The 22,488-nt window shown below is 63.8% G+C and carries 26 protein-coding genes; 15 read left to right on the forward strand and 11 right to left on the reverse strand.

The window, feature by feature from the left end; genetic code table 11:
• Window positions 1–108: 108 nt before the first annotated feature.
• Genes hslV through PSA7680_RS05045 form a run of 5 tightly spaced genes read left to right on the forward strand, consistent with a single transcriptional unit; the run spans window position 109 to window position 4,360 of the window.
• Entirely contained in the window at window positions 109–666 is a 558-nt protein-coding gene (gene hslV / locus PSA7680_RS05030) for an ATP-dependent protease subunit HslV (RefSeq protein WP_085867575.1), read from the forward strand.
• Window positions 663–1,973, forward strand: coding sequence for an ATP-dependent protease ATPase subunit HslU (gene hslU / locus PSA7680_RS05035; RefSeq protein ID WP_085867576.1), 1,311 nt, complete (start codon window positions 663–665; stop codon window positions 1,971–1,973). Before hslV ends, hslU begins: the two co-directional genes overlap by 4 nt.
• Window positions 1,974–2,031: 58 nt before the next feature.
• Entirely contained in the window at window positions 2,032–3,147 is a 1,116-nt protein-coding gene (locus tag PSA7680_RS05040) for an alpha/beta hydrolase (protein ID WP_176244080.1), read from the forward strand.
• Window positions 3,144–3,458, forward strand: coding sequence for a hypothetical protein (locus PSA7680_RS18925; protein ID WP_245824444.1), 315 nt, complete (start codon window positions 3,144–3,146; stop codon window positions 3,456–3,458). The genes PSA7680_RS05040 and PSA7680_RS18925 overlap by 4 nt, the downstream gene beginning before the upstream one ends.
• Entirely contained in the window at window positions 3,419–4,360 is a 942-nt protein-coding gene (locus PSA7680_RS05045; RefSeq protein ID WP_245824446.1) for an MFS transporter, read from the forward strand. The genes PSA7680_RS18925 and PSA7680_RS05045 overlap by 40 nt, the downstream gene beginning before the upstream one ends.
• On the opposite strand, the gene PSA7680_RS05050 is transcribed toward PSA7680_RS05045, so the two are convergent.
• The 3 genes from PSA7680_RS05050 to PSA7680_RS05060 form a co-directional block, all read right to left on the reverse strand.
• Window positions 4,343–4,747, reverse strand: a complete 405-nt coding sequence (locus tag PSA7680_RS05050) for a Smr/MutS family protein (protein WP_306372448.1) — start codon at window positions 4,745–4,747, stop codon at window positions 4,343–4,345. The genes PSA7680_RS05045 and PSA7680_RS05050 overlap by 18 nt on opposite strands.
• Window positions 4,748–4,944: 197 nt before the next feature.
• Window positions 4,945–5,982 (reverse strand): murein transglycosylase A, encoded by a 1,038-nt coding sequence (gene mltA / locus PSA7680_RS05055; protein ID WP_085867579.1) that lies wholly within the window; start codon window positions 5,980–5,982, stop codon window positions 4,945–4,947.
• Window positions 5,979–6,647, reverse strand: coding sequence for a Tim44/TimA family putative adaptor protein (locus tag PSA7680_RS05060; RefSeq protein ID WP_085867580.1), 669 nt, complete (start codon window positions 6,645–6,647; stop codon window positions 5,979–5,981). Before PSA7680_RS05060 ends, mltA begins: the two co-directional genes overlap by 4 nt.
• A gap of 108 nt (window positions 6,648–6,755) precedes the next feature.
• Between PSA7680_RS05060 and PSA7680_RS05065 the strand changes: the two genes are divergently transcribed.
• Window positions 6,756–7,283, forward strand: coding sequence for an FxsA family protein (locus PSA7680_RS05065; RefSeq protein WP_085867581.1), 528 nt, complete (start codon window positions 6,756–6,758; stop codon window positions 7,281–7,283).
• Window positions 7,284–7,344: 61 nt separating this feature from the next.
• On the forward strand, window positions 7,345–7,851 hold the full coding sequence (gene secB, locus PSA7680_RS05070) for a protein-export chaperone SecB (RefSeq protein ID WP_085867582.1): 507 nt from the start codon (window positions 7,345–7,347) through the stop codon (window positions 7,849–7,851).
• Window positions 7,852–7,949: 98 nt separating this feature from the next.
• Here the strand turns inward: secB and dnaQ are convergent, their stop codons facing one another.
• The 4 genes from dnaQ to PSA7680_RS05090 are packed head-to-tail and all read right to left on the reverse strand — an operon-like array spanning window position 7,950 to window position 10,666.
• Window positions 7,950–8,645 (reverse strand): DNA polymerase III subunit epsilon, encoded by a 696-nt coding sequence (gene dnaQ / locus PSA7680_RS05075; RefSeq protein ID WP_085867583.1) that lies wholly within the window; start codon window positions 8,643–8,645, stop codon window positions 7,950–7,952.
• Window positions 8,638–9,237: a dephospho-CoA kinase gene (gene coaE / locus PSA7680_RS05080; RefSeq protein ID WP_085867584.1), complete on the reverse strand. Its 600-nt coding sequence runs from the start codon at window positions 9,235–9,237 to the stop codon at window positions 8,638–8,640. The genes dnaQ and coaE overlap by 8 nt, the downstream gene beginning before the upstream one ends.
• Window positions 9,234–10,070: a shikimate dehydrogenase gene (locus PSA7680_RS05085; protein WP_085867585.1), complete on the reverse strand. Its 837-nt coding sequence runs from the start codon at window positions 10,068–10,070 to the stop codon at window positions 9,234–9,236. Before PSA7680_RS05085 ends, coaE begins: the two co-directional genes overlap by 4 nt.
• Entirely contained in the window at window positions 10,067–10,666 is a 600-nt protein-coding gene (locus tag PSA7680_RS05090; RefSeq protein ID WP_085867586.1) for a Maf family protein, read from the reverse strand. Before PSA7680_RS05090 ends, PSA7680_RS05085 begins: the two co-directional genes overlap by 4 nt.
• Before the next feature lie 424 nt (window positions 10,667–11,090).
• Between PSA7680_RS05090 and hemJ the strand changes: the two genes are divergently transcribed.
• From hemJ to PSA7680_RS05125, 7 genes are all read left to right on the forward strand, one after another.
• On the forward strand, window positions 11,091–11,543 hold the full coding sequence (gene hemJ, locus PSA7680_RS05095) for a protoporphyrinogen oxidase HemJ (RefSeq protein ID WP_085867587.1): 453 nt from the start codon (window positions 11,091–11,093) through the stop codon (window positions 11,541–11,543).
• Window positions 11,544–11,668: 125 nt separating this feature from the next.
• A complete protein-coding gene (gene rho, locus PSA7680_RS05100; RefSeq protein ID WP_085867588.1) occupies window positions 11,669–12,940 on the forward strand; it encodes a transcription termination factor Rho in 1,272 nt (423 codons plus the stop codon).
• A 25-nt stretch (window positions 12,941–12,965) separates the two neighbouring features.
• Window positions 12,966–14,255 carry a tRNA uridine-5-carboxymethylaminomethyl(34) synthesis GTPase MnmE gene (mnmE, locus tag PSA7680_RS05105; protein WP_085867589.1) on the forward strand — a complete coding sequence of 430 codons (1,290 nt, stop codon included), beginning with the start codon at window positions 12,966–12,968 and terminating at the stop codon, window positions 14,253–14,255.
• Between the two features lie 12 nt (window positions 14,256–14,267).
• Window positions 14,268–16,136 (forward strand): tRNA uridine-5-carboxymethylaminomethyl(34) synthesis enzyme MnmG, encoded by a 1,869-nt coding sequence (mnmG, locus tag PSA7680_RS05110; protein ID WP_085867664.1) that lies wholly within the window; start codon window positions 14,268–14,270, stop codon window positions 16,134–16,136.
• The gene (rsmG, locus tag PSA7680_RS05115) at window positions 16,133–16,750 is read left to right on the forward strand and encodes a 16S rRNA (guanine(527)-N(7))-methyltransferase RsmG (RefSeq protein ID WP_085867590.1); all 618 of its coding nucleotides are present in this window, start codon (window positions 16,133–16,135) and stop codon (window positions 16,748–16,750) included. Before mnmG ends, rsmG begins: the two co-directional genes overlap by 4 nt.
• Window positions 16,743–17,552 carry a ParA family protein gene (locus PSA7680_RS05120; protein ID WP_085867591.1) on the forward strand — a complete coding sequence of 270 codons (810 nt, stop codon included), beginning with the start codon at window positions 16,743–16,745 and terminating at the stop codon, window positions 17,550–17,552. Before rsmG ends, PSA7680_RS05120 begins: the two co-directional genes overlap by 8 nt.
• A 16-nt stretch (window positions 17,553–17,568) precedes the next feature.
• Window positions 17,569–18,483, forward strand: a complete 915-nt coding sequence (locus PSA7680_RS05125) for a ParB/RepB/Spo0J family partition protein (protein WP_085867592.1) — start codon at window positions 17,569–17,571, stop codon at window positions 18,481–18,483.
• Here the strand turns inward: PSA7680_RS05125 and PSA7680_RS05130 are convergent.
• The 4 genes from PSA7680_RS05130 to rph are packed head-to-tail and all read right to left on the reverse strand — an operon-like array spanning window position 18,458 to window position 21,290.
• Window positions 18,458–18,811: a YbaN family protein gene (locus PSA7680_RS05130; RefSeq protein WP_085867593.1), complete on the reverse strand. Its 354-nt coding sequence runs from the start codon at window positions 18,809–18,811 to the stop codon at window positions 18,458–18,460. The genes PSA7680_RS05125 and PSA7680_RS05130 overlap by 26 nt on opposite strands.
• Window positions 18,812–19,975 carry a radical SAM family heme chaperone HemW gene (hemW, locus tag PSA7680_RS05135; RefSeq protein WP_085867594.1) on the reverse strand — a complete coding sequence of 388 codons (1,164 nt, stop codon included), beginning with the start codon at window positions 19,973–19,975 and terminating at the stop codon, window positions 18,812–18,814.
• Window positions 19,972–20,580: an RdgB/HAM1 family non-canonical purine NTP pyrophosphatase gene (rdgB, locus tag PSA7680_RS05140; protein WP_085867595.1), complete on the reverse strand. Its 609-nt coding sequence runs from the start codon at window positions 20,578–20,580 to the stop codon at window positions 19,972–19,974. Before rdgB ends, hemW begins: the two co-directional genes overlap by 4 nt.
• The gene (rph, locus tag PSA7680_RS05145) at window positions 20,577–21,290 is read right to left on the reverse strand and encodes a ribonuclease PH (RefSeq protein ID WP_085867596.1); all 714 of its coding nucleotides are present in this window, start codon (window positions 21,288–21,290) and stop codon (window positions 20,577–20,579) included. The genes rdgB and rph overlap by 4 nt, the downstream gene beginning before the upstream one ends.
• Window positions 21,291–21,420: 130 nt before the next feature.
• Here rph and hrcA point away from each other — a divergent pair, with 130 nt between their 5' ends.
• A complete protein-coding gene (hrcA, locus tag PSA7680_RS05150) occupies window positions 21,421–22,488 on the forward strand; it encodes a heat-inducible transcriptional repressor HrcA (protein WP_085867597.1) in 1,068 nt (355 codons plus the stop codon).

Genomic DNA, 22,488 nt, shown 5'->3' on the forward strand with positions numbered 1-22,488 from the left:
GCCACGCTATCCTGCCGCAAACGCCGCCTCAAGCGGCCATCGCCCGCGCACCGGGTTGCCGCTCGTGCCTCGCCTCGCCATATAGGGCAGGACGAAAAGGAGAAATCCATGGCAGACGATCAATTTTCCGGCTGGCACGGCACCACGATCATCGGCGTCCGCAGGGGCGGCGAGGTGGTGATCGCCGGGGACGGGCAGGTGAGCCTCGGGCAGACGGTGATCAAGGGCACGGCGCGCAAGGTGCGCAGGCTTTCGCCGGGCGGATACGACGTGGTCGCGGGGTTCGCCGGGTCCACGGCCGATGCCTTCACGCTGCTGGAGCGGCTGGAGGCCAAGCTGGAGGCCACGCCAGGGCAGCTCGCCCGGGCCTCGGTGGAGTTGGCGAAGGACTGGCGCACCGACAAATACCTTCAGAAGCTTGAGGCCATGCTGATCGTGAGTGACGGCAGGGATCTGTTGGTGATCACCGGCGCGGGCGACGTGCTGGAGCCCGAGCATGACGTGGCCGCCATCGGCTCCGGTGGCAACTTCGCCCTGGCCGCGGCGCGGGGGCTGATGGAAACCGATCTTGGCGCGGAAGAAATCGCGCGCAGGGCGATGGCCATCGCCGCCGACATCTGCGTCTACACCAACGGCAACCTGACAGTGGAGAAGATCCAAGCATGACCGATCTTACCCCCCGCGAAATCGTGAGCGAACTGGACCGGTTCATCATCGGCCAGAAGGACGCCAAGCGCGCGGTTGCCGTTGCTCTGCGCAACCGCTGGCGGCGCAAGCAGCTGGACGACGACCTGCGAGATGAGGTCTACCCGAAGAACATCCTGATGATCGGGCCCACCGGCGTCGGCAAGACGGAGATCAGCCGCCGTCTCGCGAAGCTCGCCAAGGCCCCGTTCCTGAAGGTCGAGGCCACGAAGTTCACTGAAGTGGGCTACGTGGGCCGCGACGTGGAGCAGATCGTGCGCGACCTGGTGGACAGCGCCATCGTGATGACGCGCGAGATGATGCGCGAAGAGGTGAAGGCCAAGGCGCACGCGGCGGCCGAGGAGCGCGTGATCGCCGCCATCGCCGGCACGGACGCGCGCGAAGCCACGAAGGAGATGTTCCGGCGCAAGCTCAAGGCCGGGGAATTGGACGACACCGAGATCGAGCTTGAAATCGCCGACACCTCGAACCCGATGCAGATGTTCGACGTGCCGGGCCAGCCCGGCGCCGGGCAGATGGGCATGATGAACCTCGGCGATCTCTTCGGCAAAGCCTTCGGTGGCCGCACGGTGCGCCGCAAGATGACGGTTGCGCAGAGCTACGAGGTTCTGATCGGCGAAGAGGCCGACAAGCTTCTGGACGACGAAACCGTGACTCGCGCCGCTCTGGACGCCGTGGAGCAGAACGGCATCGTTTTCATTGACGAGATCGACAAGGTCTGTGCCCGCTCGGACGCCCGTGGCGCCGACGTGAGCCGGGAAGGGGTGCAGCGCGATCTGCTGCCGCTGATCGAGGGCACCACCGTCTCCACGAAGCACGGGCCGGTGAAGACCGATCACATCCTCTTCATCGCCTCGGGCGCCTTCCACATCGCCAAGCCCAGCGATCTGCTGCCCGAACTGCAGGGGCGGCTGCCCATCCGGGTGGAATTGCGCGCCCTGACCGAAGAGGATTTCGTCCGCATCCTGACGGAAACCGACAACGCCCTCACGCGCCAGTACAAGGCGCTGATGCAGACGGAAGAGGTCGTCGTGGAGTTCACCGACGACGGCATCGCGGCCCTCGCGGCGATCGCCGCTGAGGTGAACCGTTCGGTCGAAAACATCGGCGCGCGCAGGCTCTACACCATCCTTGAGCGCGTCTTCGAAGAATTGTCCTTCACCGCGCCGGACATGGGCGGCACCACCGTCGTGGTGGACAAGGCCTTCGTCGAGAAGAACCTCGGCGAACTGGCCAGCGCCACGGATGTCAGCCGTTACATGCTGTAGCATCCCGCGCCCGGCTTCTGTAAGGCTTCGGAGGGTCGATCCTTCCGGAGCCTTTTTCGTGCGTGTTTTCCTGAACCTTTCCGCCTTGATGGCCTGCCTGCTGGTGCTGGTGGCCTGCATTCCGCGCGGCGCGATCTACGTTGCGCCCGAAGCCGCCGAGATCGGCACGCAGGAGCGGGTGTTCGTGGCCACGACCCGTGCGCGGGAAGCGGACGGAACCTACGGCAACCGCCGCAGCCGGGAACTCTCCTTCGCGCGGCTGGATATTTCCGTCCCCCCGGACAGGCGGCCCGGCAGCGTCACATGGCCGGGGCGCAGGCCGGATGCGGAAGAGGATTTCCTTGCGTCCAGCTTCGTGAACTACGGCAGCGCCAGCGATTTCCGGACCCGGCTGGCGCAGGAAATCAGGAACACCCCCTCGGCCAACGGCCGCGTGATCGTCTTCGTGCATGGGTTCAACACCAATTTCGCCGAAGGCCTGTATCGCGCTGCCCAGATGAAGGCCGACTACGGCTTCTCCGAGCCGCTCGTGCATTTTTCATGGGCCTCCGCAGCATCCCCTTTCGGCTATGCGCGGGATCGGGATTCGATCCTCGCCAGCCGCAGCGCCTTCGAGCAGTTCCTGCGCGAAATCCGGGCGGCCGGGGCGCGCCAGATCGTGGTCTCGGCCCACAGCGTCGGCTCGCACCTGGTGATGGAAACCCTCCGGCAGGTTGCCCTCAGATCCCCGGCCGACAAGGCGCGGCTGTTCTCGGAAGTGGTGCTGATCTCCCCCGACATCGACGTGGATGTCTTTCGCGCGCAGATGGAAGACATCGGGCCGCTGCCGCAGCCGATCCTCGTCCTTTCCTCTTCGCTCGACAGGGCGCTGGCCGTATCCGCCACGATCACCGGCGCCGAAGCGCGTATCGGCAACCTGCGGGAGCCGGAGCAGATCGAAGGGCTGGACGTGCTCGTCATCGATGTTTCGGAATTCACCGACGGGGATCTGGGCAACCACATGATCACCTTCTCCTCGGAGGAAGCGATCGACGCCTTCACCCGGCTGGCCGGGCTTCACGACGATCTGCTCCGCGAGACGCGCGGGCGCACCGGGCCGCTTTCGGGCGCGATCCTTTCGGTGCAGGAGGCCACGCGGCTGGCCTATGAATCCGTGGACGGCGTGGAGCGGTGAGCGACGGCGCGTTCGCCTTCGCGCGGGCCAACGCCCGATGGATCGGCGCCGGGGCGCTGATGGCCCTGTGCTCGGGCTTCGGCCAGACCTATTTCATCTCGATCTTCGCAGGCAACATCCGCGCAGATTTCAGTCTGAGCCACGGATCCTGGGGCGCGATCTACGCCGGCAGCACGCTGGCATCGGCGGCGGTGATGCTCTGGGCCGGCGGGCTGGCCTGCGGGGGTTGGGCAGCGTCGTTCTTCTGGGGCTTGCTCTTTCCTGCGTCGCCATGGGCATGGCCTCGCAGGTCTGGATGCTGCCGGTCGTGATCTTCTTCCTGCGGCTGTTCGGGCAGGGGATGGCCAGCCATGTGGCCATGATCGCGATGGCGCGCTGGTTCGCCTCAAACCGGGGCAAGGCCATCGCCCTCGCGGCCTTCGGCTTCTCCGTAGGGGAGGCGCTTCTGCCGATCATCTTCGTGGCCCTCATGGGAGCCGCCGCCTGGCAATCCCTCTGGTATCTGGCCGCGGGGCTGCTCGTGCTGGCCACCGTCCTGCTGCGTCGGCTTCTGGCACGGGAGCGGCAGCCGCAGAGCTTTGCCGAGGAGGAGGGCGGGCTCTCCCTCGATGGCCGCAACCTCTCCCGGCGCGACGCGCTGCGCTCGGCCGGTTTCTGGCTGCTGGCGCCCGCGCTCGTTGCGCCGTCGTGCTTCGTGACGGCGTTCTTCTTTCAACAGGTGCACCTCGCCGAAAGCAGGGATGTGGCGCATCTGTCGCTGGTGGCCCTGTTCCCGCTCTACACGGGGGTGTCCGTCCTTTCCATGTTTGCCACCGGCTGGGCGGTGGACAGGTTCGGCGCGGCCCGCCTGTTGGCGGCCTACCAGGTTCCGATGGCGCTCGGTTTCCTGGCGCTGGCGTCCGTCGGAGGCCTTCCCGGCCTTGCCTTGGCCATGGGCCTCATGGCGATCAGCAACGGCGCCAACGCCCCGATCCCGGCCGCCGTGATGGCGGATCTTTTCGGCACCCGCCACCTCGGCGCGATCAAGGCGGCGGCCACGGCGCTCATGGTGCTCGGCTCCGCCATCGGGCCGGTCCTGAGCGGCCTGCTGATTGATGCCGGTATCGCTTTCAACACGCAGGGCTGGGGCATCGCCCTCGTGTTCCTCGCCGTCAGCGCGGCCCTTTCGGTGCTGGCCCGGCGGCTGCGTGCCCTTTCACCGGTGGCGCTTTAGGTAGACGTAGTAGGCCCCGCTGCCACCGTGCTTCGCATGGGCTTCCGTCACCTGGAGGATCAGCGCCGAGAGCGGTGCGACGCGCAGCCATTGCGGCACATGGTGCTTGAGCACCCCGCGCGGCCGCGGGATCGGCCCTTCGTCCTCGCCCGGTTTCCCCTTGCCCGTTATCACCAGCACGAGGCGCAGCCCGCGGGCCTGGGACGATAGAATGAACTGGGTCAGGGCCGGATGCGCCTGTGAGAGCGTCATGCCATGCAGATCGATGCGCCGCTCCGGCTCAAGCTTGCCCCGGCGCAGACGGGCGTAGGCTTTCTGGTCCATCGCCAACGGGGCCTGAGCCAGCCGGCGCGACAGGGTGGGCTGGAGATCGTCCTGCGGTGCCACTCCCCGCGCTTTTGATCCGATGCGAAAGGCGGGCAGAGGGTCCGGTTTTCCCTTTGCCGGCTTCGGTGCGGGTTTCGGCGCCGCGGCGGGCTCCGCCGCGGCGGGTGCGGGGCGCGGCGGGTGAAGCGGGGTGTCGTGCTTCGTCACCTCGCGCCAAAGCGCCTTTTCCTCCTGCGAGACATGGCGGGGCCGTCGCTTCATCCCTCGCCCTCCGGCACCAGTTCGAAAGCCGTCTGGATCGGCAGCAGCACCACCATGCGACCCGGATCCTTCACCTGGCCGGCAATGCGCCCGGCCTCGTCGCCGGTGCCATAGAAGATGTCCGCCCGTTGCGCGCCCTTGATGGCCGATCCGGTATCCTGCGCGATCATGAGGCGGTTGAAGGGATCGCGCCCCGCCTTCTCCACCCAGACAGGGGCGCCGAGGGGCGTGAAGGCCGGATCCACGGCGACGGTGCGGCCGCTCGTGATCGAGCGGTTCATGGCCCCGAGCGGCCCCTTTTCGGCCGAGACGTTGCGGATCTTCCGAAAGAATACGTAGGAAGGATTGTGCCAGAGCAGCTCCCGCCCCAGCGCGGGATTGCGGCGCACCCAGTTGCGGATGACCTGTGCCGAAACCTGGTGCGCCCCGTAGATGCCGCGCCGCACGAGCTCCTGCCCGATGGAGCGGTAGGAATGCCCGTTGTTGCCGCCATACCCCACACGCAGGACCTGACCGTCCGGCAGCCGGATCCGCCCCGAGCCCTGGATCTGGAGGAAGAACAGCTCCACCGGGTCGTCCACCCAAGCGATTTCCAGCCCGCGGCCCGCAAGCAGCTGCTGCTCCTCGATCTCGCGGCGGCTCACGAAGGGGCCAGCGCGCGCCTCGGGGGGCGTGCGGTAGAGCGGGTAGCGAAAGCGATCGGACGGGGTGAGAGATCCGTCCAGTTCGGGTTCGAAATATCCGGTGAAGAGCGGTGGGTTTCCGTCCCGCATCATCACCGGGCGGAAGAACAGCTCGAAGAAACTGCGCGCGCCGGGCCGCGTACGGGCGACCTCGCAGAGCGGTGCCCAGGCGGGATCTTTCAGATCGCCGCAGGTTTCGAGAAAGGCTTCAAGCGCCTGCTCGTGATCGTCCTCGGCCCAGCCGTGGAGATCCTCGAAAGACAGCAGCGTGTAATCCACGCCTTCGGCCTGAACGAGTGGCGTCATGGCGAGCGCCGCCAACAAGGACGCCGCCCGCAGTGCACGCTTCATTCGCCCGTGGCGACAAGCTGCCAGTTGGGATCGTCAGAGCCCATTTCGCGCGCAAAGGTCCAGACGTCCTTCTGGCGCTTGATTTCATTGGGGTTGCCCTCGATCACCTCGCCAGCGGCGTTCTTCACCACGCTGGTCAGCTCGCCGACGAACTTGACCGTCACCTCGCCGATGCGGGTGGTTTCGTCGAACTCGGCGGCCACCAGCGTCACTTCACGCACGCCCACGAAGTTGGCCTCGATCGTCAGGCCCTGCGCCTCGCGCTGATCCACCACCTCGGAGAGGCTGTCGAACACGTCCTTGGAAACGAAGGGAACGATGGGCTCGAGCTCGCCGTTCTCGAAGGCCATGAGGATCATCTCGTAGGCGCCACGGGCGCCCTGCAGGAACCCGCCGACGTTGAAAGAGGGATCATGGCGTTTCATCGCGGCCAGGGCTTTCGCGGCCGGGCTGCTCTCGTCAACGTGATCGGTGATATCTTCGTCGGGGCCACCTTCGATCACTTCGAGGTTCGCGCGGCTGCGACTGGAGGCCGGCGATTTGTCGCCGACCGGCGCGGGCGGCTTCTCGAAGCCCTCTCGCGTCCCGAGCACGTTTCTCAGCTTGAGAATCAAGAAGATAGCGATCCCCGCGAGAACCAGAAGTTGAATTGCGGAAGAGCTCATCCGGGGCCTCTTTCTGAGTAAAACTGTAGTAACCGTCGCGTTCCGGACATATGTAAGTCAGGGGCGCGGTCAAGTCTACCGCGCGCAAGATCAAGGAGAAGGCCCACCATGTGGCTGTTCATCGCATTCCTCACCGTCCCGCTGATCGAAATCGCCCTGTTCATCCAGGTGGGCGGGTTCATCGGCCTCTGGCCGACCCTTCTGATCGTCGTCGTCACCGCGGTGCTGGGAACCCACCTCGTGCGCTCGCAGGGGCGGATGGCGATGAACGACATGCGCAACAGTTTCTCCGAGATGCGCGACCCGACGGAGCCGCTCGCCCATGGCGCGATGATCCTGATCGCCGGCGTTCTGCTGCTCACTCCCGGTTTCTTCACCGATGCCGTCGGCTTCCTGCTGCTGTTCCCGCCGTTCCGCGCCGCCGCCTACCGCTACCTGCGGGCGCGGGTCGTGGTTCAGAATTTCTCGATGTCGGGGATGCACACCTACGAAGGCGACAGCTCGGTGATCGACGGCGAGTTTCACGCCGTCAACGAACCGGAGCCGCCCATCACGGAGCCGGACAGCTACGAGCCCGGTGACGAATACCTCGTGAAGAAGCCCACGCATCGCCCCTCGGGCTGGACCAAGCATTGAGGCTTCCCCAACAGGGTGATACACCGCACGTAACGGATTTTACCCAATGGGAGAGTGAGTAATGGCCGAGAACGGCACCAAAGCCCCTGCACAACCCGAACCGGTGAAGATGCAGGTTCTGGCGCAATACATCCGCGACATGTCCTTCGAGAACGCGCTCGCGCAGCGCGGCGTCCAGGGCACGCCGCAGCCGGACGTCAAAGTGAACGTCAACCTCGACGCCAAGAAGCGCTCGGCGGAAAACCAATACGAGGTTCTGACCAAGTTCAACATCGCCGCGCAGAACAAGGAAGGCGGCGAAGCGCTCTTCCTGCTCGAGCTTGAATACGCCGGCATCTTCCACGTCGAGAACGTGCCGGAAGACCAGCTGCACCCCTATCTTCTCATCGAATGCCCGCGGATGCTGTTCCCCTACATCCGCCGCATCGTGGGCGATGTCACCCGAGACGGTGGCTTCCCGCCGCTGAACCTTGAGAACATCGATTTCGTGGCCATCTATCGCCAGAACCTCGCCCTGCGCGCGGCCGCGGCCAAGAAGGCCAGCGAGGAAGAAACGCCGGCAAACTGAGGCGGCGGGTTTTTCCCGCGCCCCTTGCTCGAAGAAAAAGCGCCCGCCGGATCCCGGTGGGCGCTTCGCGTTTCAGGGGCTGCGTTTCAGGGGCGGCCTCAGCCCAGCTTCTTCCAGAGCGCATCATCCCCCATCTTGGCGATGAAGGCTGCATGGGCCTCGGCTTCCTCGGGCGTGATGCGCGAGGGCAGGGGCGTCGGCCGTTTTCCGGGCCGCCACGAAGAGCCGCCGGTGTCACCGCCGGCATCCTCGCCGGGTGCGGCCGACAGGCCGAAATCCGGTTGCCGCCCGCCGATCAGCTCAAGATAGACCTCCGCGAGAATCTCGGAGTCGAGCAGGGCGCCGTGCAGCGTCCGCGAGGAGTTGTCGATCCCGAAGCGCCGGCAAAGCGCATCGAGAGAGGCCGGCGAGCCGGGAAATTTCTTGCGCGCGATGAGAAGCGTATCGATTGCCTGATCCATCGGCAGAGGCGGGCGGCCATCCCACTTCAGCTCCGCGTTCAGGAACTTCATGTCGAAACTTGCGTTGTGGATCACCAGCGGCGAATCCTGCACGAAATCCACGAAGGATTGCGCGATGTCCTTGAACAGGGGCTTGTCGGCGAGAAACTCGTCTCCCAGCCCATGAACCTCGAACGCCTCCTGCGGCATCGAACGCTGCGGGTTGATGTAGACGTGATACGTCTTGCCGGTGGCAACGTGGTTCCAAAGCTCGACGGCACCGATCTCGACGATCCTGTCGCCGCTTTCCGGATCGAAACCGGTGGTTTCGGTATCGAGGACGACTTCACGCATCTTCCGCTTCTCCTCTTGCCTGCGCCATGATCTCGCGCACCACCTTCCGTGCGCCTTCGAGCGTCTCCGTCGGGATGACGACATCCGCCCGCGCCCGTTTCTCCGCGTCCGGCAGCTGTTTTGCAAGGATCGTTTCGAATTGCGCGGCGGTCATTCCGGGCCGGGCCAGCACACGGGCGCGTTGAAGCTCCGGCGGGGCGGAGACGACGGCGACGAGATCGAATTGATCGGCGCTCCCCGTCTCGAAGAGCAGCGGAATGTCCAGAACCAGAACATCGGCCGGGCGCGCCGCGATGAAGGCGGCGCGATCGGCGGCGACGAGCGGGTGCACGATCGCCTCGATCTGCTTCAGAACGGATGGATCCTCGGCGATCAGTTCCTTCAGGGCGCCGCGATCCACCCCAGCCTCGTTCACAGCGCCGGGAAATCTGCGTTGCATCGGCGCAACCGCCGCACCGCCTCGGGCATAGAGCCGGTGAACGGCGGCATCCGCATCCCACACGGCCGCGCCCTCCTCGGCGAACATCTCGGCCGTCGTGGATTTGCCCATGCCAATGGAGCCCGTGAGCCCGATCAGGAAGGGCCGCGTCATGCGGCGAGCACCGCCGCGCGCAGGGCGTCGTCCACGTCCGGGCGCTGGCCGAACCACCGCTCGAACCCCGGTGCCGCCTGGTGCAGCAGCATGCCAAGGCCGTCCACGGTGGTGCAGCCCGCCATTTCGGCGGCATCGAGCAGTGGCGTGCGCAGCGGCGTGTAGACGATGTCCGTCACCACGGTTTTCGATGTGAGGTTGTCGAGGGGCAGGCGCATCTCGGCCGCGCCGGTCATCCCGAGCGAGGTGGTGTTTGCAAGCAGGGCCGCATCGGGGAGCACATTGCTCACTTGCACCCAGTCGATCACCTTCACCTTGGCGCCGAATTCATCCTTCAGCGCCTCCGCACGCGCCTTCGTGCGGTTGGCCAGGAAGATCTCGGGCACGCCCGCCTCGATCAGGGCGGACAGAACGGCGCGCGACGCCCCGCCGGCGCCAAGAACGATGGCCGGCCCATCGGGACCGCGCCAATTGGGCGCGCCCTGTTTCAGGTTTTCGATGAACCCGTAGCCATCGGTGTTGTCGGCCAGCAGCTTGCCGTCCTTGCGGAAAATCAGCGTGTTGGACGCGCCGATCAGGGCGGCCCTGTCCGTCACCACGTCGGCGAGCGCCAGCGCCCGCTCCTTGTGGGGAATGGTGACGTTCACCCCCACGAAGCCCATCTTGGGCAGAGTTTGCAGAACGGTTTCCAGATGCTCGCGGTTCACGTCCATCGGGATGTAGTGGCCATCGATCCCGTAGCGCCGCAGCCAGTGGCCATGAAGCGCCGGCGATCGGCTGTGCGCGATGGGGTGACCGATCACCCCGGCCAGTGGAATCGCGTCTTCACTCATTTCGGCAGTGTCCCCCGCAGTGTCAGGTAGTTCAGCAGCTCCAGCAGCGGCAGCCCCAGGACCGTGAAGTAATCTCCTTCGATCCGCGTGAACAGCCGCGCCCCCTCTTCTTCGAGCTTATATCCGCCGACGCTTTCGCGCACAGACTCCCAGTTCCGGGCAACATAGTCTTCGAGATATGTGTCCGAGAAGTCGCGCATGTGGAGCCGCACTTCGCCGACATGCCGCCAGACCGGCCTATCCCCTTCGTAGATCACCGCCGCCGAGAGCAGTTTGTGCCGCTTGCCACGCAGGCTGCGCAGCTGTGCCTTGCAGTCGTCCGGGCTCGCCGGCTTGGACAGAAGCGTTCCGCCTGCATCCAGCACCTGGTCGCAACCGATCACCAGTGCGCCCGGCGCTTTCTGGGCCACCTTGCGCGCCTTGTACTCGGCGAGCGTGTCGGCAACGTCGCGCGGCTTGGCGCCTTCGGCCAGTAGCGCCGCCTTGATCGCGGACTCGTCGATGCGGGCGGGGGCCACGCTGACGCTGAGGCCCGCGTTCTCCAGCAACTTCCGCCGTATCGAAGAGCCGGACGCGAGAACGATGGGTTCGGACATGTGGATAACTCCGCTGAAAACCGGCCGGAGAAAATTTGCACATTTTGGAACATTTTCCCGGTTCGCCGGGTCATCCCCCGGAGGCGCGATGTTTGTCAACGGGCTTGCGGGTTTTCTACAGGGTGGAAAAGGAAAACCCGCTTCTGTGGGGGAATCGTCAAGCGAAAACCTTTGAACAGGGTTTTCCACCAAGTTTTCCCAGCCGCGACCCGCCGACAAGCCTCTGTTTTTGTTTTACTTTCTGGACTATCCAAGAAAATCCAGCGGCCTTCCCCAAAGTTTCCCACATGAGCCTTCCACGGGGGTTGAATCGAGGGATAAGATTTAATCCACCGATTCTTGTCTCCCTACAAAATCATCATCCTTTTTTCTTATAATATTTATTAATAAGAGGGGCCGGAGGATCACCCGAAGGAACATCGCCATGACAAGCTTGCTTGCGGACTTCTATCCCTGGACGAAAGTGCTCCACGTGATCTCCGTGATCGCGTGGATGGCCGGCCTGTTCTATCTTCCGAGGCTTTTCGTCTATCACGCCGAGCGCATCGAAACCGGCAGCGAAACGGACGAGCTGTTCCAGACGATGGAAGTGCGCCTCCTGCGTGCGATCATGAACCCGGCCATGATCGCGACCTGGATCTTCGGGCTCATGCTTGCCTTCACGCCGGGCATCGTGGATTGGACCGCCGTCTGGCCCTACACGAAGGCCGCAGCCATTCTGGCCATGACATGGTTTCATCACTGGCTCGGGAAGCGCCGGAAGGAATTCGTGCGGGGCGAGAACACGCGCAGCGGGCGCACCTACCGCATGATGAACGAGCTTCCGACCTTGTTGCTCATCGTCATTGTCGTTTCGGTGATCGCCCGCCCGTTCTAAGCCAATGTTGACTCCTCTTGGCGCGGCCCCTAAGTAGGATCCGACGCTTGGCCGTCCGGCCTATGCACTTTCCGATTCCAATCCAGAAACCGCGCGCCATATTCCTGGCCGGTGCAGGACTTCCCATGAGCGAAAACCGACTGAACCTTTCCGACCTGAAGGCGAAAAGCCCGAAAGACCTCCTGGCGATGGCCGAGGAACTGGAGATCGAAAACGCCTCGACCATGCGCAAGGGCGAGATGATGTTCTCGATCCTGAAGGAGCGCGCCGAAGAAGGGTGGGAGATTGCCGGTGAAGGCGTGCTGGAGGTTCTCCAGGACGGCTTCGGCTTCCTGCGGTCCCCGGAGGCGAACTACCTGCCCGGCCCCGATGACATCTATGTTTCGCCGGAGATGATCCGCCAGTATTCGCTGCGCACCGGTGACACCGTGGAAGGTGCCATCCGCGCTCCCGGTGAGAACGAGCGCTACTTCGGGATGACGAGCGTCACCAAGATCAACTTCGAGGATCCCGAAAAGGCGCGCCACAAGGTGGCTTTCGACAACCTCACGCCGCTCTATCCGGACGAGCGCCTGAAGATGGAGATCGAGGATCCCACCATCAAGGATCGCTCGGCCCGCATCATTGATCTGGTCGCGCCGATCGGGAAGGGGCAGCGTTCGCTCATCGTGGCACCGCCGCGCACCGGTAAGACGGTTCTGCTGCAGAACATCGCCACCAGCATCGAGAAGAACCACCCCGAGTGCTACCTGATCGTTCTGCTGATCGACGAGCGCCCGGAAGAGGTGACGGACATGCAGCGCTCCGTGAAGGGCGAGGTGATCTCCTCTACCTTCGACGAGCCGGCGACGCGCCACGTGGCGGTCTCGGAAATGGTCATCGAGAAGGCCAAGCGCCTCGTCGAGCACAAGCGCGACGTGGTGATCCTGCTCGACTCCATCACCCGCCTGGGCCGTGCCTTCAACACCGTGGTGCCGTCCTCCGGCAAGGTGCTGACGGGTGGTGTGGACGCCAACGCCCTGCAACGGCCCAAGCGCTTCTTCGGGGCGGCGCGGAACATCGAGGAGGGCGGTTCGCTCACCATCATTTCCACCGCGCTGATCGATACCGGTTCGCGGATGGACGAGGTGATCTTCGAAGAGTTCAAGGGCACCGGCAACAGCGAGATCGTGCTGGATCGCAAGGTGGCGGACAAACGCGTCTTCCCGGCGATCGACATTCTCAAGTCCGGCACCCGGAAAGAGGATCTGCTTGTTGATCCGAAGGATCTTCAGAAGATGTTCGTGCTGCGCCGTATCCTGAACCCGATGGGCACGACGGATGCGATCGAATTCCTGCTTTCGAAGCTGAAACAGACCAAGACGAACGAAGAGTTCTTCGACTCCATGAATGCGTGATGATCACGTAAGTGGTTGATATGTAATGGAAACTATATATGCCCTGGCTTCGGCCCGGGGGAAGGCTGGCGTCAGCGTCATCCGGATCTCGGGCGAGAAAGCCTTCGAAGCTTCGGCCAGCCTTGCTGGTTCCCTGCCACCCGCGCGTCGCGCGGGTTTGCGCGTTTTGAGGGGCTCCGATGGCGCGCCGTTGGACGAGGCGCTGGTGCTGTGTTTCGAAGAAGGGCACAGCTTCACCGGTGAACCTGTGGTCGAGTTTCAGTTGCACGGAAGCCTGGCCGTCGTTTCCAGCGTTCTGGACGAGCTTTCGCGGTGCGAGGGCGTGCGCCTTGCTGAGCCCGGAGAGTTCACCCGCCGCGCGCTTGAGAACGAGCGGCTCGATCTCGCGCAGGTCGAGGGGCTCAGCGACCTGATCGAAGCGGAAACCGAGGCCCAGAGGCGCCAGGCTTTTCGCGTCCTGTCCGGCGCACTTGGAGAGAAGGCCGAGGGTTGGCGGCGGAAGCTGATCCGCGCGGCGGCGCTCCTTGAGGCCACAATCGATTTCGCCGATGAGGAAGTGCCCGTGGACGTTAGCCCGGAAGTGCTCGATCTGCTCGACGGCACTTTGGCGGAACTGCACGGCGAGGCCGAGGGATCCGTCATATCGGAGCGGATTCGGGAAGGCTTCGAGGTGGCCATCGTCGGTGCCCCGAATGCGGGCAAATCCACCTTGCTCAATGCGCTTGCGGGCCGGGAGGCGGCGATCACCTCCGAGGTGGCCGGCACGACGCGGGATGTTATCGAAGTCCGGATGGATCTGGGCGGGCTGCCTGTCACCGTTCTGGACACGGCCGGCATTCGCGACACCGAGGATTTCGTGGAAGGGCTGGGCATCGAGCGCGCGCGCAGCCGCGCCGAGGCCGCGGATCTCCGCGTCTTTCTTCTGTCCTATCCGGGCGAAGATCTTGGAATTCCAGCGCAACCCGGCGACATTTCCGTTCTTGGCAAGGCGGATGCGCATGATTGGGAGGGGCCGGCGGTCTCTGGTAAAACGGGGGAGGGGGTCGGTGATCTGGTCCGCCAACTGGCGGCAACGCTGGAGGCGCGGGCCGCCGGGGCGGGGACGGCGATCCGTGCAAGGCACCGGCAGGCGATCCAGCAGGGAATCCGGGCTTTAGAATCAGCGCGGATTGAAGTATTGAACGGGCCTGATCGCGCCGAGCTTGCCGCGGAAGAGCTGCGCACGGCGGTGCGGGCTTTGGACTCCCTGGTGGGGCGCGTCGATGTAGAGCAGATCCTCGACGAGATCTTTGCCAGTTTCTGTCTTGGTAAGTAAGGAGTGTTTCACGTGAAACATTCGACCTTTGATGTGATCGTAGTGGGCGGTGGCCACGCCGGCGCCGATGCAGCCCATGCGGCTGCACGAACCGGCGCACGCACCGCTCTGGTAACGCTGCGGGCAGACACGATTGGCGTGATGAGCTGCAACCCTGCTATCGGGGGGCTTGGCAAAGGGCATCTCGTACGGGAAGTTGATGCGTTGGATGGCGTCATGGGCCGCGTCGCAGACAGGGCCGGCATCCAGTTTCGCCTGCTCAACCGGCGTAAGGGGCCAGCCGTTCAGGGCCCGAGGGCGCAGGCGGATCGGAAGATCTATCGCCTTTCCATGCAGGCCGAGCTTGCCGCTCAGCAGAACCTCGACATCATCGAAGGTGAAGTTGCCGATCTCCTGATGGAAGGGGAGGCCGTGACCGGCGTGCTCTTGGCTGACGGGAGCGCATTGGCGGCGAAATCCGTCGTACTTACGACGGGTACTTTCCTGCGCGGTGTCATCCATATTGGTGACGTCTCCCGCCCAGGTGGTCGGATGGGGGATAAACCCTCCGTGCGCCTTGCGGAGCGCATGGATGGTTTCGGCCTCCCGCTTGGGCGCCTGAAAACTGGTACGCCGCCCCGTCTCGACGGGCGGACGATCCGCTGGGATCTTCTCGAATCCCAGCCCGGAGATGATGAACCGACGCTGTTTTCCTTTCTGTCCAAATCCGTTAGCGCACCGCAGATTTCCTGCGGGATCACGCATACCAACGAGAAAACCCACGAAATCATCCGCGCCAACCTGGAGCGTTCGGCGATGTATGGCGGGCATATCGAGGGCGTTGGCCCGCGGTATTGCCCTTCGATCGAAGACAAGATCGTGCGCTTCTCCGAGAAATCCTCGCACCAGATCTTTTTGGAGCCCGAGGGCGTGGACGATCACACCGTCTATCCGAACGGTATTTCGACCTCGCTCCCCGAGGATGTGCAGGAAGACTACGTGCATTCGATCTTCGGGCTTGAGAACGCAAAGATTCTGCAACCGGGCTACGCCATCGAATATGACTACGTCGATCCTCGTGCGCTGAAACCGACGCTGGAACTGAAAGATGTGCCCGGGCTTTTCCTGGCTGGGCAGATCAATGGAACCACCGGGTATGAAGAGGCGGCAGCGCAGGGGCTAGTGGCGGGTTTGAACGCAGCACGCCGCGCACGCGAAGAAGAGGGCGTGACCTTCTCGCGCATGGAGTCCTACATCGGCGTGATGATTGACGATCTGGTAACCCGTGGCGTGACGGAACCCTACAGGATGTTTACCTCCCGTGCGGAATTCCGGCTCTCTCTGCGGGCGGACAATGCCGACCAACGCCTGACACCGCTCGGCGAGCGCCTCGGCCTCATCGGTGAAGAGCGCAAAGCGGCCTTTGCGGAAAAGATGGAGCGGCTGGAGCGCGCCAAGGCTACGCTCGGTTCCTACTCCGTCACGCCCCGTGCGCTCGCCCAACATGGTGTGAAGGTCAATCCGGACGGCCCGCGTCGCACGGCCTATGAAGCACTTTCACTTCCCGAAATGAGCTTTGATGTTCTGGATGCGCTCTCTTCGGATTTTGCCGACATCGACGGCGAGACGAGGGCACAAATTGCGCGTGATGCCCTATACGCCAACTACATATCGCGCCAACAGAAGGATGTGGATGCGCTTGCGCGGGACGAAGCCCAAGTGATCCCGGCGGATTTCTCCTACGAAAACATGCAGGGGCTTTCCAACGAGTTGAAGATGAAGCTTGAAAAAGTACGCCCGCAGACGCTCGGCCAGGCCGGGCGTGTCGATGGGATGACCCCGGCCGCGCTGACGCTGATCCTCGCCAAAATTCGCCAACATCAAAAACAGAAATCCGCATGACATCCAAACCTGACGCCCTTGCCGATGTTTCACGTGAAACAATGGAGCGTCTGGAAATCTACGCCGCGCTCCTGAAAAAATGGAACCCGGCCATAAATCTCGTCGCAAAATCCACGCTCGGCGACCTGTGGCAACGCCACATCGTGGACTCCGTGCAGGTGTTCTCGCGGGCACCCGAAACCGTCGATCACTGGGTGGACATCGGCTCCGGCGGCGGATTTCCCGGGATGGTCTGCGCGATTCTTGCCGCGGAAAAGCGGGGAGGGTGCAGATTTACCCTGATCGAAAGCGATCAACGCAAGGCGGCCTTCCTGCGGACCGTGGCGCGGGACACCGGCGCAAAGGTGGATGTCCTAGCGAAAAGAATCGAATCCGTGCCTCCTCAGAATGCGGATGTGCTCAGCGCGCGTGCGCTGGCGTCGCTCGACAAGCTGTTCGAATTCGCTGAGTGTCACCTGAAACCCACGGGGCGTGCGCTTTTCCCGAAAGGGGAGAGTTATCAACAAGAAATCGAGGAGGCACGGGCGCGATGGCACTTCTCGGCGGATGTGATCCCGAGTATCACTGATGGAAAAGCAGTTGTTCTTTCCATCGGAGGACTCGAGCGTGTCTGATCCAACCCGGCCCCCGGGGCCCAAGATCATTGCCGTCACCAACCAGAAGGGCGGCGTTGGAAAAACGACGACGACGATCAATCTGGCCGCGGCGCTCGCCGAAAGGGGCAAGCGCGTTCTGATCGTGGACATCGATCCGCAGGGCAATGCTTCGACAGGCCTCGGCATCGCGGCGAGCCAGCGGAAATTCACGACCTATGACTTGATCGTGGGCGAGGCCGAGCTTCGGGATGTGATCGCCGATACCGCGGTGCGCAATCTCGGCATCATTCCAGCGACCACGGATCTGAGCTCCGCGGATATCGAGCTGTTTTCAAACGAAAAAAGGGTGTTTCTCCTGCGTGATGCGCTGCGACAGCCGGCGATCGACGCTTTCGCGCTGGATTACATCCTGATCGATTGCCCGCCGTCTTTGAACCTGTTGACGGTGAACGCGATGGTGGCGGCGCATTCGGTGCTGGTGCCGTTGCAGAGCGAATTCTTCGCGCTGGAAGGCCTGTCGCAACTGATGCTCACCATTCGAGAGGTGCGGCAGACAGCCAATCCGGATCTGCGCATCGAAGGCGTGGTGATGACGATGTATGACGGGCGGAACAATCTCTCCCGCCAGGTCGAACTGGATGCACGCGAAAACCTCGGGGATCTCGTGTTCAAGACGGTGATCCCGCGCAACGTCCGGGTGAGCGAAGCGCCGTCTTTCGCGCTTCCGGTGCTCGAATACGATCCGAATTCCAAGGGCAGCGAAGCCTACCGCAGCATGGCGGCAGAGCTCGACCGCCGCTCTCACTCCGTACAAGCCTGAATAGGGGAGGCTGACGATGGCCGAAAAGAAACCGGAACGCCGTGGGCTGGGCCGCGGGCTGTCTGCCTTGATGGCGGATGTGAACCTCAACGAGACGCCGACCGCGGACACGCCGAAGCCGAAGCCCGATTCCAGGCTGCCCGTGGAAAAGATCCGCCCGAATCCGGATCAGCCGCGGCGGGCTTTTTCGCCCGAGGCGCTGGCGGAACTCTCTGAATCCATTCGAGAAAAAGGTGTCATCCAACCGCTGATCGTGCGGCCGGATCCGCGGGAAGCGGGGATGTATGAAATCGTTGCCGGTGAGCGTAGGTGGCGCGCCTCCCAGATGGCGCAGCTTCACGAAGTTCCGGTGCTCATCCGGGATCTGGACGATACCGAAGTCCTGGAAATCGCGATCATCGAGAACATCCAGCGGGCCGATCTCAACCCGGTGGAGGAGGCTGCGGGCTACCGTCAGTTGATGGACCGGTTCGGCCATACGCAGGAAAAACTGGCGGAAGCGCTTTCCAAAAGCCGCTCCCACATTGCCAACCTCCTGCGCCTGTTGACGCTGCCGGACGACGTGCAGGATCTGCTGCGGGAGGGTAAATTGACCTCCGGGCATGCGCGCGCGCTGATCACGACCAAGGATCCGTCCGCCCTCGCGAAGATCGTTGTCGCCAAGGGGCTCTCGGTGCGGGAAACCGAGCGGCTTGCCAAACAGGAAGGTGCCGGCGCGAAACCGATGCGGCCGAAGGGGCCGAAAGTTCAGAAGGACGCTGACACGATTGCGCTTGAGGGCGATCTTTCGGCCACTCTGCGAATGCGCGTTTCGGTGGATCACGATGCCGGCAAAGAGAGCGGGAAAGTGTCGATCACCTACAAATCGCTCGAGCAGCTCGACGAGTTGTGCCGGATTCTTTCGGTCAGCTCTCCGGACGCGTCCAAATAAACAGCAGCACGCAAAGCAGGGTTGCGGCCTGGATCATCAGGATCATGGGCCGCACCCCGAGAAGAAGCGAAAGCCCGAAGGCCGCGCCGATCGACAGGGTGGCGAGTTTCTTTGCGCCGCGTCCGATGGCGCCGGAGCGATTCCAATCCTCGATGGGTGGGCCGAACCGGGGATGTGCGATCAGCCAGTTGTGGAGCCGTTCCGAGGAGCGCGCGAAGAAGAAGGCCGCCAGCAGCAGGAAGGGCACCGTGGGCAGAAGTGGCAGAAGGATGCCGATGGCCCCCAGTCCCAGCGCGATGATGCCAAGGCAAAGCCAGAGATAGCGCATTCAATCCTCGCTCAACAGTTCACGCAGGATCGCATTGAGAAGCGGGCGCCCCTTGCCGGTGACGCGGAGCTGCCTTCCGGCGGCTTCGATCAACCCGGAATAAATTAAGTCATTGTATTTGTTTATATTTAACGCGTTCGGATCGAGCGCGTGAAGACGCTCCAGGCTGATCCCCTCACTGATCCGCAGACCCATAAGAAGGTATTCGACGGCTTGATCCGCTGGCGAAATCTCTTCTCTCAGGCTTTCCCCGCTGCCCGTTGAGCGTTGGGCGTCCAGCCACTTGCCGGGTTGAAGGTGTGTCTCCGTGGCGAAGCGGCGGCCGTTCAGCGTGAGCCGCCCGTGAGCGCCGGGGCCGATGCCGGCGTAATCGCCGTAGCGCCAGTAGAGCAGGTTGTGCCGGGATTCCGCACCGGGCCGCGCATGGTTGGATATTTCATAGGCGGGCATACCGGCTGCGGCGCAAATCTCCTGCGTGCGTTCATACATCTCGGCGGCGTCATCTTCAGGGGGCAGGCCGCGCAGGCGCCCGGCATCGTAGCGATCCCCGAAGGCCGTGCCCTGCTCGATGGTGAGCTGGTAGAGGGAAAGATGGTCGATCGCCATCGACAGCGCCTCGCGCAGTTCGGCGGCCCATTGATCCACCGTCTGGTGCTGGCGCGCGTAGATCAGATCGAAGCTGACGCGATCGAAGGTGCTGCGGGCCACATCGAAGGCCGCACGCGCCTCCGCCACGCCGTGCAGCCGTCCGAGCCGTTTGAGATCTTCATCGTTGAGCGCCTGCACCCCCATCGACACCCGGTTGACCCCGGCTTCGCGATAGCCGCGGAAGCGCCCTGCTTCCACGGAGCCGGGGTTGGCTTCCAGCGTGATCTCTGCGTCATTGGCCATGGGCCAGGCGGTGCGCACGGCATCGAGGATCGCGTGGACGGTCTCCGGCGCCATCAGGCTCGGAGTGCCGCCGCCGAAGAACACAGTGCTCAGCACGCGCGGGCCGGTTTCGGCGGCGAGGCGCTTGATCTCGCGGACGTAGGCCTCCTCCCATTGCCGCTGGTCGATCGAGGCGGCCACGTAGGAGTTGAAATCGCAGTAGGGGCAAAGCGACTGGCAAAACGGCCAATGGACGTAGAGCCCGAAGCCGGCGTTCTGCCAGTCCTCCGTCAAAAGCAGCCTGCTACGAGCTTGCGGAACGCCTCCGCGCGGTGGCTCATGCCGTGCTTCTTGTCTGGATCCATCTCGCCGAAGGTCTCGGTCTCGCCGTTGGGCAGAAAGACGGGATCAAAGCCGAAGCCGTTGTCGCCGCGCATCGGCCAGACGAGCTGCCCTTCCACGGTCCCGGCGAAGATTTCGTCATGGCCGTCGGGCCAGGCGAGGCACAGGGTGCAGCAAAAACGGCCGGTGCGCGGGGTGGGGGCCTCTTTTTCGTCGAGAAGCGCCTGCACCTTGGCCATGGCCATGGGGAAATCCCGGCCATTGGGGGTTTCGGCCCAATCGGCGGTGTAGACGCCCGGCGCGCCGTCAAGCGCATCGACTTCGAGGCCACTGTCATCCGACAGCGCGGGCAGACCGGAGGCCTTGGCGGCGAAATGCGCCTTGATGCGCGCGTTTCCGGCGAAAGTCGTCTCTGTTTCGGCCGGTTCCTCAAGGCCGAGCGCCCCGGCGGAGACGACCTCCACGCCGTAGGGGGCCAGCAGGGCGCCGATTTCACGCAGTTTGCCCGCGTTGTGCGAGGCAAGCACGATCTTCTTCTCGGTGAGCTTCCTGCTCATGCGCCCACGGCCGCTTTCTGCGCGGCGACGAGTTCGGCAACGCCTTTCTCCGCAAGCGCCATCAGCTCGTCCATCTGTGCGCGGGAGAAGGTCGCGCCCTCGGCCGACATCTGGGCCTCCACGAGCTGGCCGTTGCCCAGCATGACGAAGTTGCCGTCCACACCGGCCTCGCTGTCTTCCGGGTAGTCGAGATCAAGCACCGCCTGGCCCCCGTAGATGCCGCAGGAGACGGCAGCCACCGGCTCGATGAGGGGATCGGAGATCACGTCGCCGGCCTTCATCAGCTTGTTGACGGCCAGTTTCAGCGCCACCCAGCCGCCGGTGATCGAGGCGCAGCGGGTGCCGCCGTCGGCCTGGATCACGTCGCAGTCCACGGTGATCTGGCGTTCGCCGAGGGCCACGCGATCCACGCCGGCGCGCAAACTCCGGCCGATCAGGCGCTGGATCTCCTGGGTGCGGCCGGACTGGCCGTTCTTGGCCTCGCGGCGCATCCGGGTGTTGGTGGCGCGCGGCAGCATCCCGTATTCGGCGGTGACCCAGCCGAGGCCCGAGTTCTTCAGGAAGGGGGGCACGCGTTCGTCGATCGTGGCGGTGCAGAGCACGTGCGTGTCGCCGCATTTGATCAGGCAGGAGCCTTCTGCGTGTTTCGTGACCCCGGTTTCGATTGAAATCGGGCGCATTTCACTTACGTTTCTGCCTGACGGACGCATGGGCTTTCCTTGCTGCAAGAGTTGCGGTCCAGATACCCGCCGCGTGTGGCCGAAGGCAAGCCCGATTGACCTTCCGGATGTGTGCTCTTTAATGGTGCGGCCCGAAGGGGCCCCAGGAATGCGGATACAGATGACGGAACGCAGCAAAATCTTCGAAGAGATGAACGACCGCAGCCGGGAAGTGTTCCGGCGCGTCGTGGAGGGCTACCTTGAAACCGGCGGCCCAGTTGGTTCGCGCACGTTGTCCCGGACGCTGAGCGAGAAGGTCTCGGCGGCAACGGTGCGCAACGTGATGCAGGATCTGGAATATCTCGGGCTTCTGGAGGCGCCCCATGTTTCGGCCGGCCGGATCCCGACGGAAACCGGCCTGCGCCTGTTCGTGGACGGGCTTCTGGAGGTCGAGAACCTGACGGAGGACGACCGCGAAAAGATCGACACGACGATGGGCGGTTCCGGGGCCGACGTGGGCGAGATGCTGGATCGCGTCGGGCAGGCGCTTTCGGGCGTCACCCACGGCGCGAGCCTCGTGTTGGCGCCCAAGCACGAAGCGCCGATCCGCCACATCGAATTCGTTTCCCTTGCCCCGGATCGCGCGCTCGTGGTTCTCGTCTTCGCCGATGGCCACGTCGAGAACCGGGTGTTCCGCCCGCCCGTTGGTCAGACGCCGTCGTCTCTGCGCGAGGCGGCGAACTTCCTGAATGCCATCGCCGAGGGGCGCACCCTGAGCGAACTGCGCCGTGCGGTGGCCACCGAGATCGGGCAGCGGCGGCAGGAGCTTGATGACCTAGCCCGCGACATGATCGAGAACGGCATGGCCGTATGGGACAACGAAGGGGATACGAACCCCCGCCTGATCGTGCGGGGCCGCGCGAATCTTCTGCAGGACAGCGCCGAAGCCGCGGATCTTGAGCGTGTCAGAAGCCTGTTCGACGATCTCGAACGCAAGCGGGATATCGCCCAGTTCCTCGAATTGGCCGAGGAAGGCGAGGGGGTTCGCATTTTTATCGGCTCGGAGAACAAACTCTTTTCACTTTCGGGTTCCTCTCTGGTGGTTTCTCCCTATATGAACGCGGATCGAAAGATTGTGGGTGCCGTCGGTGTCATCGGCCCGACGCGCCTGAACTATGGACGGATCGTGCCGATCGTGGATTACACGGCACAACTGGTCGGCCGGCTGCTGTCCGATCAGAGGCAATAG

The organism is Pseudoruegeria aquimaris (assembly GCF_900172235.1).
GTDB lineage: Bacteria > Pseudomonadota > Alphaproteobacteria > Rhodobacterales > Rhodobacteraceae > Pseudoruegeria > Pseudoruegeria aquimaris.